General features: G+C 40.4%; 11 protein-coding genes. All 11 read right to left on the bottom strand.

The annotated features are described in order from the left end of the window. Positions 1-4: 4 nt before the first annotated feature. Complete coding sequence (gene serB / locus GMD6S_RS00645; protein WP_000076679.1) at positions 5-649, bottom strand: phosphoserine phosphatase SerB; 645 nt, start codon at positions 647-649, stop codon at positions 5-7. A gap of 58 nt (positions 650-707) precedes the next feature. After that, positions 708-2,141, bottom strand: a complete 1,434-nt coding sequence (glgA, locus tag GMD6S_RS00650) for a glycogen synthase GlgA (RefSeq protein ID WP_000697281.1) — start codon at positions 2,139-2,141, stop codon at positions 708-710. After that, on the bottom strand, positions 2,138-3,277 hold the full coding sequence (gene glgD, locus GMD6S_RS00655) for a glucose-1-phosphate adenylyltransferase subunit GlgD (protein ID WP_000687055.1): 1,140 nt from the start codon (positions 3,275-3,277) through the stop codon (positions 2,138-2,140). Before glgD ends, glgA begins: the two co-directional genes overlap by 4 nt. Beyond that, positions 3,267-4,409: a glucose-1-phosphate adenylyltransferase gene (locus GMD6S_RS00660; protein ID WP_000787250.1), complete on the bottom strand. Its 1,143-nt coding sequence runs from the start codon at positions 4,407-4,409 to the stop codon at positions 3,267-3,269. The genes glgD and GMD6S_RS00660 overlap by 11 nt, the downstream gene beginning before the upstream one ends. A gap of 158 nt (positions 4,410-4,567) precedes the next feature. Continuing rightward, on the bottom strand, positions 4,568-6,463 hold the full coding sequence (gene glgB / locus GMD6S_RS00665) for a 1,4-alpha-glucan branching protein GlgB (protein WP_001064533.1): 1,896 nt from the start codon (positions 6,461-6,463) through the stop codon (positions 4,568-4,570). A 271-nt stretch (positions 6,464-6,734) separates the two neighbouring features. Continuing rightward, positions 6,735-8,159: an NADP-dependent glyceraldehyde-3-phosphate dehydrogenase gene (locus GMD6S_RS00670; protein WP_000150232.1), complete on the bottom strand. Its 1,425-nt coding sequence runs from the start codon at positions 8,157-8,159 to the stop codon at positions 6,735-6,737. 196 nt (positions 8,160-8,355) lie between these two features. Next, positions 8,356-10,641, bottom strand: a complete 2,286-nt coding sequence (gene pulA, locus GMD6S_RS00675; protein ID WP_000286535.1) for a type I pullulanase — start codon at positions 10,639-10,641, stop codon at positions 8,356-8,358. Between the two features lie 157 nt (positions 10,642-10,798). Then, a complete protein-coding gene (ligA, locus tag GMD6S_RS00680; protein ID WP_001005754.1) occupies positions 10,799-12,757 on the bottom strand; it encodes an NAD-dependent DNA ligase LigA in 1,959 nt (652 codons plus the stop codon). Between the two features lie 89 nt (positions 12,758-12,846). Continuing rightward, entirely contained in the window at positions 12,847-14,025 is a 1,179-nt protein-coding gene (locus tag GMD6S_RS00685) for an MFS transporter (protein ID WP_001079356.1), read from the bottom strand. Between the two features lie 80 nt (positions 14,026-14,105). Further along, entirely contained in the window at positions 14,106-14,969 is an 864-nt protein-coding gene (locus tag GMD6S_RS00690) for an Rgg family transcriptional regulator (protein WP_000400532.1), read from the bottom strand. Between the two features lie 3 nt (positions 14,970-14,972). Then, a complete protein-coding gene (locus GMD6S_RS00695; RefSeq protein WP_000584844.1) occupies positions 14,973-16,874 on the bottom strand; it encodes an ABC-F family ATP-binding cassette domain-containing protein in 1,902 nt (633 codons plus the stop codon). Positions 16,875-16,934 lie beyond the last annotated feature (60 nt).

The following is a 16,934-nucleotide window of genomic DNA, read 5'->3' on the forward strand; positions in this document are numbered from 1 at the left end:
CCTCTCATTCTAAGAAATCAATCAAAGGTAGAACTTCTAAAAAATCCCTCGTATCTATATGAGAAGCTATCTCTGTTTTTACGACCACTTTGGCACAAAAGGCTATTCCGTGACCTGCTGATTTCAACATTAATAGGTCATTGGCACCATCACCGATGGCAATCGTTCTTTCTTTGGAAAGTCCTAATTCCTTTCTCCAAATCTCAAGCGTAGCTTTTTTTACTTGACCTGTCACAATTTCACCAACTAGTCGACCTGTTAAAAAACCGTCTTTGACTTCTAACTGATTTGCAGAGTAATAAGTGATCCCAAGAGGCTTTGCTAATCTCTCAACTATTGGTGCAAATCCACCAGACACTAGACCGACTAGAATACCCTTCTTTTGAAGTATGGAGATAAATTCTTGAGCATTCTTAGACAGATGAATGGATTTGAAAACAGTATCAAAGACTGAAATCGGAAGACCTTCTAACAAAGCCACTCTCGCTCGTAAACTCCTTTCAAAGTCCAGTTCACCTCGCATTGCCTGGCTTGTGATCTGCGATATTTCTTCTTCGCAACCTGCTTCTTTTCCTAAAAGATCAATCACCTCTTCTGCTATCAGGGTGCCGTCAACGTCCATGACACACAAGCCTTTTTCTTGAGACATAAGCTTTCCTTTCTAAACAGCCCAAAAATCGTATGAAAGAATCATACGATTTTATCTATTAGTTGACTAAACTATGGTACAAGTCCAGGTAAGATTTGCAGGCTGTATCCCATGAGAAATCACATTCCATAGCTTGTTTTTGTAGATTTCTCCAAACTTCCGGCTGGTACTTATAAACATCCAAGGCTGTTTGGAAACTCCAGTTAAGCCAGTATGGTGTTAAATTATCAAAGCTAAATCCAGTTCCAGTTCCTTCTATCGGATTGAAGGATTGAACAGTGTCACGCAAGCCACCCACTTCATGAACCAGTGGTAGAGTTCCATAGCGCATCGCCATCATTTGAGACAAACCACATGGCTCAAAACGACTTGGCATGAGGAAGAGGTCACAAGCTGCGTAGATTTCTTGAGCAAGTTTGACATCAAAAGTGATATTTGCTGATAGCTTGTCTGGATAGACTTGCGCAAACCAGGAGAAGGAATGTTCAAAAGCAGGATCTCCTGTTCCTAAAAGGACTATTTGAACGTCCTCCTGTAAGAAACGATGCAAGCTTTCTACCACAACATCAAAACCTTTTTGGCGTGTCAATCGAGAGACAATCCCAACTAGAGGAACATCTGCTCGCACTGGTAACCCAACTCTCTCTTGCAATTTTGCTTTGTTTTGAGCTTTTCCAGACAAATCTTCCTTATCAAAATGATAGTCTAAAAGTGGGTCTGTTTGAGGATTATAAAGATCTGCGTCAATACCATTGACAATACCTGAAACCTTACCTGACTCCATGCGAAGAATCTGGTCCAAACCGCAACCAAACTGACTGGTCATAATTTCGTGCGCATAGCTAGGGGAAACGGTTGAGACACGATCCGCGTAGAGAATACCTGCTTTCATCCAGTTGAGACAATCATTCCAGCGAAGGGTCCCATCAGCATAGCGTTCAAAGCCAACACCGAACAAATCCCATAACATTCCTTCAGAAAATTGACCTTGAAATTCCAAATTGTGAATGGTTAAAACTGTTCTGATTCCTTGATATGCCTGAATCCAATGGTACTTTTCTTTTAACAAAAAGGGAATCATGGCTGTGTGGTAATCATGAACATGGAGAAGGTCAGGGATAAAGCCGATGCGTTCCATGGCTTCAAGAGCAGCCAGTTGGAAAAAAGCAAAGCGTTCACCATCGTCAAAATCACCGTAGACATGACCACGGAAGAAATAATACTGATTATCAATGAAGTAGAAGGTTACACCATTCAAAACCGTTTTCTTAACACCACAGTACTGTCTACGCCATCCTACACTAACTTCAAAGTGGAGAACATCCTCTATCTGGTCTCCGAACTTAGCTTCTACCATATCATAATAAGGTAAGAAAACTGCAACTTCGTGCCCCGCTTTTACAAGTGATTTGGGAAGTGCGCCAATAACATCGCCCAAACCACCTGTTTTTGAAAAGGGTGCTCCTTCTGCCGCTACAAATAAAATTTTCATGAATAAATGTCCTCTGTTACTGTTTCACCCTTCTTAACTACAACTGGATGTTCTGCTGTGCCTCGAATGACAACACCGTCCGCAACTTCAACTCCTTTGTCTAGGATGGCATATTCAACTTGGGCACCTTGACCAATCACAACTCGAGGGAATAGAATGCTGTCCTTCACCACACTATCTTTGTGAACATAAATGTTACGAGATAGGACTGACTGAACTACTTCACCCTCAATGATACTACCAGAAGCAAACTGAGAACTTCTTACTTTTGAAGTATTCGCATAGTAGGTTGGTTCTTCATTCTTAACTTTTGTATAAATCTTTTGATTTGGTGAGAAAAGAGAGTAGAATTTTTTAGATTCAAGCATATCGATGTTTGCTTGATAATAGGACTGAACAGAATGAATGTTCGCTAAGTAGCCTGTGTATTCGTAAGCAAAAGCTCCTTCTTTTGCAGCTAAATCACGAAGAACATAGCGTAACTTTTCAGGATATTCTTTCTGAGCTTCTTCTTCAAGTCGTTCAATCAACCAAGGAGTATCCACAACAAAGATATCTGTAGACATGTTGAAGAGTTCATCCGTAGATTTGTTATCAAAGAGTTTGTGCGAACGAACATGGTCAGTTTCATCAATTTCTAAGATAGCATTCACATCTGAAATGTCTTTCTTCGGAAGTTTCTTATATACAACTGTGATCGGACCATTTGTTGTATTGTGTAGGTGGAAGACTTGATTCAAGTCAATATTCACCAGCACATCGCAGTTAATCGAAACGGTTTGGTTTGAACCTGAACGTCTCAAGTAGGTGAGAAGCTGTTGGTAATACTCTTTTCCAACTGTACTGCTTTCAACACGAGTATTGTAAATTCCTAGATAGTAGTGACTTAGAAGGGTTGACAAGCCCCACTCACGACCTGAACGGATATGGTCGAAAACTGAGCTGATATTATCTTGTTGGAAAATACCAAAGATACTACGAACACCTGCATTTGCAAGACTGGAAAGGGGGAAGTCAATCAAACGGTATTTCCCACCGAAAGGCAAGCTAGCCACCGGACGGTGTTCTGTTAACGTTGACATATCATGAAAACCAACTGTGTTTCCTAAAATGGCTGAATATTTATCAATCTTCATCTGTTGCTACCCCCACTACTTCATTGTATCCTACTACTTGTACTTCGTCCGTTCCGTCAATCTCTACGCCGTCAGCAATAATGGCACCCTCACCAATGATAGCACGAGTAATCTTTGCGCCATGGCCAATAATAGCTCCGCTCATGATGACAGAATCAACGACCTCAGCGCCTTCACGTACTTGTGCTTCTGTTGAAAGAATCGAACGTTTTACAGTTCCATCTACAAAACAGCCATCCACGACCAATGAATCTTCAACGTGTGCATGCGCACCAAAGTAGTTTGGTGGTGAAATCAAGTTTCTAGAGTAAATTTTCCACTGACGATTGCGGCTATCCAAGGCATTTTCTGGCGAAATGTACTCCATATTAGCTTCCCAAAGTGACTCAATCGTACCAACATCTTTCCAGTAGCCATTAAATTCATAAGCATAGACACTTTCACCAGACTCGAGATAGTTAGGGATAACGTTCTTCCCAAAGTCTGACATATCCACATTGCTCTTTTCAGCAGCAACAAGCATATTGCGAAGTCGTTTCCAGTCAAAAATATAAATCCCCATCGAAGCCTTTGTAGACTTAGGTTGCGCAGGTTTTTCTTCGAATTCAACGATACGGTTATTGGCATCTGTATTCATGATACCGAAACGGCTAGCTTCTTTGAGAGGTACGTCTAGGACAGCTACTGTCAAACTGGCATTGTTATCCTTATGGGACTGAAGCATATCATCGTAGTCCATCTTGTAGATGTGGTCACCAGAAAGAATCAAAACATACTCAGGATTAACACTGTCGATGTAGTCAATGTTTTGGTAGATAGCGTGACTAGTCCCTTCAAACCAACGGTTTCCTTCGCTGGCTGAATAAGGTTGTAAAATAGAGACACCTGAATTGATACCATCCAATCCCCAGCTAGAACCATTTCCAATATGGTTATTCAAAGCAAGAGGTTGGTACTGCGTAATCACACCAACATTATGGATTCCAGAGTTTGCACAGTTGGAAAGAGCAAAGTCAATGATACGGTAGCGCCCACCGAATTGCACTGCCGGTTTGGCAATGCTTTGAGTGAGTTTTCCGAGACGAGTTCCTTGCCCACCCGCAAGGATCAAAGCTAGCATTTCATTCTTCATTTTCTACTCCTTTATAAAGACATGTGAACGTTAAAATCGAAAGAAGGTCGGAAGTCAAACTTTTTATAAAAATAATAGGAAATCCATTTCTCTTGTGTTTCAAGTCCAATACAAGTAAATCCGTTTTTAAAATCTAAAAAATTATAATCATCAGTCCATTATTCTTTTTTCTTGGTTGGTTTCAAACGACGCTTGATCTTCCAGATGCTTGCCCCCATAGCAGGCAGGGTAAAGGTCAAAGTCTGCTCATAATCTTTCCATAAGCCTTCTTGAGTCTGAACTGTTTGATTGTGCTCTTTCCACACACCTCCCCATTCTTCTAATTCTGTATTCCAAACTTCTTCGTAAATACCTGCAACAGGTAAACCAATCGTAAAGTCCTTACGTTCAACTGGTGCCATATTAAAGACACAGACTAACATTTCGTCCTTCTTGCCCTTACGAATAAAGGAAAGGACACTCTGATCTCTATTATCAGCATCGATAATCTCGATACCATCATAACTAGTATCAATTTCCCAAAGACAACGATGCTCTTTATAGAATTGATTCAGTTGTGAAGTGAAATGCTTCATCTTGGCATTCATCGGATCTTCTAGATTAGACCATTCTAACTGCTCTTCAGACTTCCACTCGAGGAATTGCCCGTACTCACTACCCATGAACAAGAGTTTCTTGCCTGGATGACAAATTTGATAGGTGTAGAGGTTGCGCAGACCAGCGAACTGATTGTAGCGATCTCCCCACATCTTATGCATCATACTCTTCTTACCATGAACTACTTCATCATGTGAGAAAGGCAGGAGATAGTTTTCATTGAAAACATACATAAAGCTGAAAGTCACAAGATTAAAGTCATACTTGCGATAAATCGGATCTTCCTCGTAGAAACGGAGAATATCGTTCATCCAGCCCATATTCCATTTATAGTCAAAGCCAAGACCACCCATTTCTTTCATGCCAGTAATCTTTGTCGCTGATGAACTTTCTTCTGCAATCATCATGATATCTGGATGAGCTAACTTAATCACTGTGTTCAAACGTTGAAGGAAATAATAACCCTCATAGTTAAGGTTTCCACCGTCTTTGTTTGGAGTCCAAGGAGCATTATCATAATCTAGATACAGCATATTGCTCACTGCATCGACCCGAATACCATCTAAGTGGTAAAAATCAATCCAAAATTTAATACTTGAAATCAAGAAAGACTGGACCTCATTTTTCCCGAGGTCAAAATTCAGCGCACCCCAACCGTAGTTATGAGCCTTGTTGTGATCTTGGTATTCAAAAGTTGGTGTGCCGTCATAATATGCTAATGCATCATCATTAATAGTGAAATGACCTGGAACCCAGTCTACGATAACACCGATATTATTTATATGACACTCTTCAACGAAATCTTGGAATTCCTCAGGTCTGCCATAGGAATGTTCAAAAGCAAAGTAACCCATAAGTTGATAGCCCCAGCTCAATCCAAGTGGGTGAGCCATTAAAGGCATGAACTCAATATGTGTATAGTTCATCTCAACCAAGTATGGAATCAACTCGTCCTTCAGTTGTGAAAAAGTATAGGGACTACCATCTGGATTTCTCTTCCAAGATCCTGCATGGGCCTCGTATATATTAACTGGTCTCTCGAAAAATCCCAAACGTTTGCGACGTGCTAGCCAAAGACCATCTTTCCATTTCTTTTCACGGATATTGGTCAAAACAGCTCCTGTGCCCGGTCTAGCTTCAAAATAAACTGCCAACGGATCAATCTTCATAATCTGGTGACCATTTGCACGCGTGATATGATATTTATAAATCTGACCTTCCTGAGCTTGACTCGTAAAGACTTCCCAAACACCTGCTTCATTACGAACCATAGGAATTTGATTCTCAACCCAATTAGTAAAATCACCAACTAGATGAACTGCTTGTGCATTTGGTGCCCAAACCCTAAAGGTATAGCCTATTTCTCCGTTTTTCTCCTCTCTATGCGCTCCTAAATAATGCTGGAGGTGAAAGTTCTCACCTGTAGTAAAGGTTCTTAATGCTTCTTGATTATTCATTCAATCCCCTTTCTTTTGTAAGCGTTTTCTATAATTCTATTATACACTCTTTTAAGATAACTTTCAAGTAATTTACGAAGGAAATCATATTTTTTTATGAAAGCCTTCAAAAAATTACCTAGCATTTTAAAAAAGATATCCTGAAAATAGAATACGAAACAATTTCCATATATTTTTTTATTATAATACCATAATATTCGTTTTTTATCAATTTTTAACTGTATTTTTAGTAAAAAATAAAATCAGGAAGGTAATTTCCTAATTTTATAAATTATTTCACATCAAAAACAATGGATTTAACATTTGTCATCGCTTCGATACTATATTTAATTCCTTGTACTCCTGCACCAGAACCTTTTACACCAAGGAATGGGAAATTATCTGGTCCACGTTGTGTTTTATTATTAATATGAACGGTACCAACTTCAAGTTTTTCAGCAATTTCAAACGCCTTCTTAAAGTCATTTGTAAAAACTGAAGATTGAAGACCGAATTCTGATTCATTAGCAATTTCTAGTGCTTCATTGGCATCTGCAACTCGGATAATTGGGAGAACAGGTCCAAATGGTTCTTCCCAGGCTAATTTCATATCTCTTGTGACATAATCAAAAAGTCCTGGCCAAATAAGGTTATTCTCACGTTTGATTGGGCTGAGCGCTTTGGCTCCTTTTTCCTGAGCCTCTTCAATCAATCCCCAGATGAAATCAGCTGAAGCATTATCAATAACTGGTGTGATATCTGCATTGTCAAATGGATCACCGACAGTTAGCTTAGCAACTTCAGCCTGGAGCAATTCAGCCAATCTATCTGCTACACTTTCCACAACCAAAACACGTTTGATAGCGGTACAACGCTGACCAGAGTAGCTAAAGGCACCACCTACGATTTGCTTAGCTGCATTTTCTAAATCTGCATCTTCTAAGACAATTGCTGCATCTTTCCCACCAAGTTCAAGCATAATCGGGCGCATACCAGCCAAACGACCGATACGCTCACCAATCGGTGTTGAACCTGTAAAGTTAATGAAGTTCACTTCCTTGTGTTCGATGATGTAGTCTCCGATTTCAGAACCACGTCCAGTGATGGTGTTAAAGACACCTGCTGGGATTCCGGCTTCGTCAAATGCTTTAGCCAACAAGAGACCAGAAATAGATCCTTGTGTTGGTGGTTTAAACATAACGACATTTCCTGCAATCAAGGCCGGAGCAATCTTAGATCCAGAAAGATTGACTGGGTAGTTAAATGGCGCGATAGCTAACACAACTCCAACTGGCTCACGACGAACAACGGCTAGTTTATTTTTACTTGCAGCTTCAAAACCGCCACCTTCCATTGCTTGTCCAGTGATACGGAGACCTTCCTCAGCAGCAAAACGAATCAATTCTGCTGTACGTACTACTTCTCCAATGGCTGCTTTAATCCCTTTTGCAACCTCTTTGGCAAGAATGGTACCAATTTTTTCTTTATCACGTTCCAAAATGTCTGCTGTCTTATGTAAATAGGCTGCACGCTCAACTGGTGCTAAATCACGCCATGCTGGGAGAGCTGCACGCGCTGCTTTCATAGCCTCATCTACTTCAGCCTGACTCATTGCGGGTACTGTTCCCAGCTTTTCCTGATTGATGGGAGAATAAATGGTAATTTCATTCTCTGATGATTTCCATTTTCCATTCACTAAATTCTGATAATGTGTCAAATTCTCTTCCTCCTGAAAATGATTAAAACTTATTTTATCAAATTTTCAGAAAATTACAACCCCTTTTTGGAAAATATTGATATTTTTTTCACAAACTTGATTCTTCAAATTATTTGAAATTTATTCCTATTAGATATTGGTTTTTCAATAAAAATAAAAAAGGTCTAGAGTTAACTAAACCTTTTTGTAGTATTTACTATGAAAGTACCTTCAAGACTGCAACGCTGATATCATCAATCACATTAGACTCTTGAGAACGACTGTTGGACACAAGCATTTCAAGATTTCCTGCATTTTCAAAGTAGAAGGAGGTTCCCTTGGCATTAAATACCACCAATAAATGCTCTGCAGCACCGTGAATTTCGTAAACAATCCACCCACTATTTTCAGCAGCTGTATGGACGAAGACATGACGATAAACTTCTTCATATGTAGGATAAGAGAAAGCACGCGTTTGTGTTTTTAGACGAATAATCTGACGGATAAATTCAATGCTCTCTTGTCTCTCATTGATTAAATCCCAGTTGACCTGGTTGACACTATCTGGAGCATTATAACTATTCATGGCGCGTTCTCTATCTGCCGGAGTCAGCTCACCATTTTCTCCAGTAGCAAGGAGTTTGGTGCGGCCAAATTCTTGACCCAACTCTATAAAGGACATCCCTTGCATAAGAACGCTCATCGCTGTTGCTGTCTCAACCTGACGCATAATCTTATCTGAACTGTAATCTGGATGAAGGGTTACTAACAAATCATGCAAGTTGTAATTATCATGGGCTTCCACATAGTTAAGAACTTGGTTTGGACTAAGATATGAGCCCAACTCTCGGCTACCAAGAATAGCTTTGGCTACAATCGGTTCTGTAGCTGCACCACTAACAAATCCTGCCTTGATTGAACCATAAACTTCTCCTCCTTTGATGGCATCACGCTGATCATCATTGAAGAATCCAATATTTGGCATCTGGTAGGCATTGTCCTTCTTGGCCTTATCATAAGGCGCAAGACCGATCCCCATATCCCAACCTTCTCCATAGGTGATAATACGTGGATCAACTTCATCAAGTGCCCAACGAATTGCCTGCATGGTTTTGACATCGTGAATTCCCATCAAGTCAAAACGGAAACCGTCAATATTGTATTCTTTCACCCAATAAAGGAGTGAGTCAATCATGTACTTACGGTACATTTCGTGTTCGCTTGCGGTTTCATTTCCAACACCTGTTCCGTTTTGAAAGGTTCCATCTGGATTCATACGATAGTAATAATCAGGAACAGTTGTTTGGAAAGGTGCATCGACCGTTGAGAAGGTATGGTTATAAACGACATCCATAATGACACCGATTCCTGCATCGTGATATGCCTGAATCATGGTCTTGAGGTCTCGAATAACCTGTCCAGGATCATCTGGGTTACTAGAGAAACTTGGTTCTGGGGCATTGTAGTTTTGAGGATCATAACCCCAGTTATAGGTTACATTTCCGTCCTCGTCGTATTCCTTATGGCGATCAAAGATTGGTTGGAGCTGAACATAATTACAGCCGAGTTCTTTGATATAGTCAAAGGCGGTTGCTTGGTCGAATTGGTTGGTCGTTCCTGTCTGGGCAGCACCAAGGAAGGTCCCTCGAAGATTTTCTGGAACTCCAGATGTTGGCGATTTTGTAAAATCACGAATGTGCATCTCACAGATAACCGCTTTACATGGGTTTTCCAAACGCCAAGGAGCGTCTGTCCCATGCTTGACTTTAAATCCTTCTACCTGTCTATCTTGCTGAGAGAGAATGACGGAACGTTTCCCGTCAGGGCTTGTAGCAATAGTGTAAGGATCTCGTGTCAAAGTCTGATGGTGTGGAAACTCAATCTGATACTGATAAGCTTTACCTGCAAGATTTTCGTCTAAATCTACACTCCAAACACCAATGGTATTGTACTTATGACTGTATGAATAGCTATTCCCACGCTCAAGATTAAAGGTTTTCCAAATCGGCGCGTCGTTACTTGTATTTTCATAAACGACCACTTGGACTGCTGTAGCGGTTGGAGCCCAGAGTTTAAAGCTTGTCTGGTAGTCAGAGATACTATACCCCAACTCTCCTTGGTATCCCCAATGGTGATCAAAACTTTCACTGTGAAAGGCTTTATCAAAAGCAAACGGGTTTCGATCTTTATAGCAAGAACTTGCAATGGCTGGATTTTCAGAATAATAAACCGTCTCATCACCATCCAAAATCCAAACCTCAGTCAACAGTGGATAATAGTTAAACCGTAGGAGATAATCTTTTGTCTTTCCATCTATTTCGACAGAAAAGGTCAGAGTATCGAGCCTTTCTGCACTTGTAACTGTAAAGGAGAATTTTGCTCCAAAATAGTCATTTTCATAATACAAATTTTCTTTAACATCTGCCTGTTTTCTACTGAATGAACAAGCATCATAATCCCCATTTTTTCGGTGAAAATGGATGACTACTGGGTATCTATACATTTCTTTTCCTAATTCCTAATTTCAATTTTAATTTTTTTATGTGGTGCTGAAGAATTTAGCGGGAATTTCAGCACAATAGAGAATAGCATTAATAGATATAAAAATACATCAGGAGAGATAGTTTCAGACTATCTAACATCTAGTTTTCAACTATTCTTTACAAACTTTCTAGCCAAGCTTCATCTCGAACTTCGATACCAAGTTCTTGTGCTTTTTGGAGCTTGCTTCCTGCATCTGCTCCTGCTACTACAAGATTCGTTTTCTTGGAAACACTGCCTGTGACTTTGGCACCCAGACTTTCAAGTTTGCTTTTGGCTTCTGAGCGCGTGAGACGTTCCAATTTTCCTGTTAATACAACTGTCAAACCTGACAAGGCTGCATCTGCTACTACTGTCTGCCCTTTGTAGTCCAGATTAACTCCAGCATCTTTCAACTCATCTAAGAGAATCTTCGACCCTTCTGTAGCAAAAAAAGTCTGAAGACTTTGAGCAATCACACTACCCAAGCTTTCAATACTTGCTACTTGCTCAGGATCAGCTTGGGCTAGATTTTCAATAGAGTGGAAATGTTGGAGCAAGAGTTGGCTAGCCTTGCTTCCGACATGGCGAATTCCCAGACCAAACAAGAGCTTTTCAGCAGAGTTTTCCTTGGATGCTTGAATGGCCTGATACAGTTTAGAAGCAGACTTTTCCTTGACACCTTCTAAAAGGAGAAAATCGTCTTCTTTCAAACGATAAATATCCGCCACATCCTTGACTAGATTGGCAGCAAAAAGCTTTTCGACGATAGATGGACCAAGACCCGTAATATTCATAGCATCTCGAGAGGCAAAGTGAATCAAACCTTCCATGATTTGGGCAGGACAGCGTGGATTGATACAACGAAGAGCCACTTCATCTTCAAAATGAAGCAACTGACTGTCACAGCTCGGACAGTTAGTCGGAATATCTAGTTTTTCTTCAGAAACACGTTTAGACTCTACCACACGCAGAACAGCAGGGATGATATCTCCAGCCTTATAAACGATAACCGTATCATCTTTGCGGATATCCTTTTCAGCAATATAATCTACGTTGTGAAGAGTTGCACGGCTAACAGTTGTGCCAGCAAGCTGAACAGGTGTTAGATTGGCAGTCGGGGTCACAACACCCGTACGACCTACTGTCCAGTCAACTGAAAGGAGTTGAGCTTCTTTTTCCTCAGCAGGAAATTTATAAGCTACTGCCCACTTAGGTGCTTTAACGGTAAAACCGAGTTCTTCTTGACCTGCTAGGTCGTTAACCTTGATGACCACCCCATCGATATCGTAAGGCAGTTTCTCCCGTTCTTGTCCTACTTCTTGGATAAAATCCCATACCTCATCTATACTTTGAGCCAATATTCGTTTAGGATTAACTACAAAACCAAGCTGTTCAAGATGCTCCAAGACCTTTTCTTGACTATCACGAGTTGAAGGGCTGGCTTCTTGATAGAGGAAAGTAGCAAGATTACGCTTGGCCACTACTGCTGTATCCAACTGACGCAAGGTGCCTGCAGCTGCGTTACGAGGATTAGCAAATTCAGGCTCCCCATTTTCTTGGCGGGCTTGGTTGACCTGATCAAAGGAAGCGCGTGGCATGTAACACTCTCCACGAACGGTGATATCTAGTTCTTCGGGCAAGGTCAAAGGAATGTCCTTGACACGCTTGAGGTTTTCGGTGATATTTTCACCAACAGAACCATCCCCACGTGTGGCACCAACAACCAAAATCCCCTTTTCATACGTAAGCGAGATAGACAAACCATCGATTTTCAGCTCACAAATATAGGTCGGTTGGGGTAATTCCTTTCGCACACGCGCATCAAAAGCTTCTAACTCTTCACGTGAAAAAGCATCCTGCAAACTGTATAGAGGATACTGATGACTGTATTTTTCAAAACCATCTAAAACCTTACCACCAACACGATGAGTTGGACTATCCGCTAAAACTTGATCTGGATAGGCGGCTTCCAACTCAACCAACTCTCGGTAGAGACGATCATACTCGCTATCTGAAACCGAGGGATTGTCACTCGTATAGTACTCGGTCGCATAGCGGTTGAGTAAGGCAACTAACTCATTCATTCTTTCATTCATAATCCCATTTTACCACAAAGCAAGCCCTCCTCACAATAGAGAAGGACTGAAAAATGATTCGTAATGAAATATTTTATAAAAAAGAGAAATTATAACTCTTTTTTAAAATGACTTCGCACATAAACGAGGGATAAACAAGACAGGATGATAACACCGCTTCCAATTATCAGAAAAGAAGAGAGATGGACACTTGGTAGCACCGTCATAAAGCCTTTTGCAATCGGCATAAATAGGATGGCTAAGGTAAAAATGGTGCTTAGTACTCTTCCCAAGTATTCCCCCTCAACCTTGGTTTGAACCTGAGTAAAAAAGTGAATATTAAAAATCGTCATAAACAGTTCACAAACTAAATTTCCAGAAAAGGAGAGAAAAGTTGGCAGTGGTAATCCCATCATAAAAACTCCAACTCCAGTTAAAGCCAATAGAATCAAAAGATTATAAACACTTGCCTTTATTTTACTAGCTAGAAGAGCTCCAATAATCGAACCAATAGCGCCCATAGTTAAAATAGTTGCATAAGCTCCTTCTACCCCGTATAGTCGATTTGAAAAAGGGAGGAGAAATTCAAAAGCTGCAAAAAAGAAATTAACACTGGAAGCTACTACCAAAAGGAAAAAGATCTCTTGCTGGCGCCAAATATAGCGAATCCCTTCTTTCATATCAGCAAAAATATTTTTCCAGCTGAAAGTCTTTTTCTCTTGTTCCTGAGTCTCTTTTTTTGGGAGAAAAGCTACTAAGGTAAATGCGATAAAAAAACTAATGGCATCTAAAACGAGCGTCATATGGAGACTGGCAAATTGTAAAACGAGAAAAGAAAGCACCGGAGAACTGACTCCTACAACCTGTAAAACTAACTCCAAGCGAGAGTTATAGGTCACAATCTCGTCTTTCTCTACAACCTCAGTTATAATGGCTTTGTTAGATGTACGAGAAAATGCAAAGGCAACCGCCTGAACAATATTGGCAAAAATCAAGGCAGCAATCATCAAGCTATCATCTCTGATGAAAGAAATAGCTAAGCAAAGAACGCCACAAATCAAGTCTGTCGTCATCAAAATTTTGCGACGCGAAAATCGGTCTGAAATCACTCCGCCAAAGGGATTGACCAGAATCGATGTGACGAGTTCAGAAATTTGATAAATCCCAAGAACAGTCTGCCCTATCGTTCCCATTGATGCCAACCAAACACTGTTTCCATAATCATAGAGCATATTTCCTATTTTATTAATAGCACCACGACTAATCAACTGGATTGCATGTCGATTCATATAAAAAACCCCTCTCAAATTTTGAAACTATTGTATCAAAACTGAAAGGAGTCTCTTTATTTTTCCCTTATTTGGGAAATTTAAGCATTTACAAATTTTTCATAATGTTCCTGATAGTAAGCCACTTGCTCTGGAAGCCCAAGCACATCAAAAATATGCATAGCCTCCTGCATCTGACTACAACCCTCTTCTTTCAAGTCTCTCTGGTAGAGGGCGAAACCTTTGAGATAATGGAAGATATTGCGCTCATAAAGCTTGATACCATTTCCAATCAACTTATCCACATAGCCCTCAAAATAGTCCGCATCCGCAAAGGAACGGTTTTCCAAACAATGCTGGTAACAGTTAAGAGCTAAAATCAAAACGAGTTTACGATGCCGACCAATTTCCTTGTAGTACTCTTCACTCTCCATAACTTCTCTGCCAATCCGAGCCACATAGTCCACATTGTAGAAAGTATAGAGATTACCGAAAAGAATCAACTCATACATAGTCCATTCTTCTGTTTGAAAAAGATAATCTGCTACCTTTTCCAAATCACTCTGCCTCATCGTGTAATGAGCATCTCTTTGACAAATCAGTCCTTGTAGCAGAATCCAATTCAGCTCAAAATAGAGGGGATTGGTCGAACTCTTTGCTTTCTCAAGCTGTTCCTTTTGTAGCTTTTGAAAACCTGCAATATTATTTGAGTAGTAAAGCGGAATAATCTGTGCCATCAAGGCAACATGTTCATGATTTTGAAAATCTCTAGCCTTGTCCATGAAATTTTCAATAGTCACATGAATATTGTCCAAAATCTCAAAGAAACGAGAAACTGCTAGATCAGACTCCCCAAGCTCGAAGCGAGATAACTGAGAGGTTGAACATGATTCACCTGCCGCCTCTTTTAAGGAGTACTTCCCACTTGTTCGAAATTCACGAAATACCTTTCCAAGATGTTCCATTTCTTACACCTGCTCTGATAATACTTCCCACTCAAGCATAGCTTCTTCTTGACGATGGCTAATTTTGTCCAGTTCAGCCTGCAATTCCATGAGCTTTTCAGCATCGTTGGTTTCCAGCATTTGTTCAGAAATGGTTTGGCTTTTACTTTCTAGTTCTTCGATTTCAGATTCTAAACTTTCGATTTGTCGCATGAGTTTGCGGGCTTCTTTCTGACTTTCTTTCTGAGCCTGATAATCATTAACTGGACTTTCTTCTTTTTCTTGATTGCTAGTTGAAGCTTCCGCTGTCTGAATCGCTTCTACTTCTGCTTTCTTTTCAACATAGTAGTCGTAATCCCCAAGGTAGAGGGTTGAACCATTTTCGGACAATTCCAAAACATGAGTGGCTACACGATTGATAAAGTAACGGTCGTGACTGACGAAAAGAAGGGTCCCATCAAAGTCAATCAAGGCATTTTCTAGCACTTCCTTGCTATCAATATCCAAGTGGTTGGTCGGCTCGTCAAGAATTAAAAAGTTGTTGTTTTCCATAGAAAGTTTGGCAAGCAGTAAACGAGCTTTCTCGCCACCTGACAGCATGCCAACTGATTTCTTAACATCATCTCCTGAGAAAAGGAAGGCTCCAAGTCGATTACGGATTTCAACCTCTGGTGTTAGTTTAAAATCATTCCAAAGTTCATCTAGGACACTATTGCTTGGTGTTAGCTTGCTTTGAGTCTGGTCATAGTAACCAACCTCAACATTGGCACCAAAACGCTTCTCTCCCTTGATAAAAGGGATCTGGTCCACAATAGACTTGATAAAGGTTGATTTCCCGATGCCGTTTGGTCCGACAATCGCAACAGCATTCATCTTACGAAGGTCTAGGTTGATAGGCTCTGAAAATATTTCCCCATCATAGCCAATAGCCGCATTTTCAACGGTTAAAACGACATTTCCAGACGTTTTTTCCGACTGGAAGGTCATGTTGGCTGATTTCTTGCCAGCTTCAGGCTTGTCCAAACGCTCCATTTTTTCTAGTTGTTTACGGCGAGATTGGGCACGTTTGGTCGTTGAAGCTCGGACTAGATTGCGATTGACAAAGTCTTCTAGAGCCGCGATTTCCTTCTGTTGCTTTTCATAGTTTTTTGCCTCAGTAGCTAGCTTTTGCTCCTTTAACTCAACAAAGCGAGAGTAATTACCTACATAACGATCTAAGGAATGCTTAGTCAAATCGAGTGTAACCGTCGCAACCTTATCCAAAAAGTAACGGTCGTGACTGACAATAATGAGTGCACCACTATAATTTACTAGGTAATTTTCCAACCAGGCAATGGTTTCGATATCCAAGTGGTTGGTTGGCTCGTCCAAGACCAAGAGATTTGGCTTTTCAAGGAGCATTTTAGCCAGTGCAAGACGAGTATTTTGACCACCTGAAAGCTCAGCAATTTTCATCTGCCACATAGACTCGTCAAACTTGAATCCATTCAAAATCGCTCGAATATCAGCTTCGTAAGTAAAGCCACCATCCTGGCGGAAATTCTCTGACAAACGATCATAATCCGCCATCAGTTTATCCAAATCTTCACCCGACTTTTCACCCATCTCTAATTCCATTTGACGCAGTTGTGTCTCTGCCCGACGCAAGTCATCAAAGACGTGAAGCATTTCATCATAAATGGTATTTTCAGACTCAAAACGGCTATCTTGGGCTAGGTAAGACAGAGAGATATCTTTTTTCTTATTAATTTCTCCACTAGTTGGCTCCTCTTCTCCAACCAAAATCTTTAAAAGAGTAGACTTACCTGCACCATTTTTCCCAACAAGAGCAATTCGGTCTCGTTCATCTACCTGCAGATTAATATTATCAAAAAGAACCTCACCAGCAAAAGATCGTTCAATTTTATTAGCTTGTAAAATAATCATATCTCTATTTTACTATCTTTTTCTCTTTTGCACAATTGCAACGAAAAAAGTTCGAGTCAT

The organism is Streptococcus sp. GMD6S (assembly GCF_000297015.1).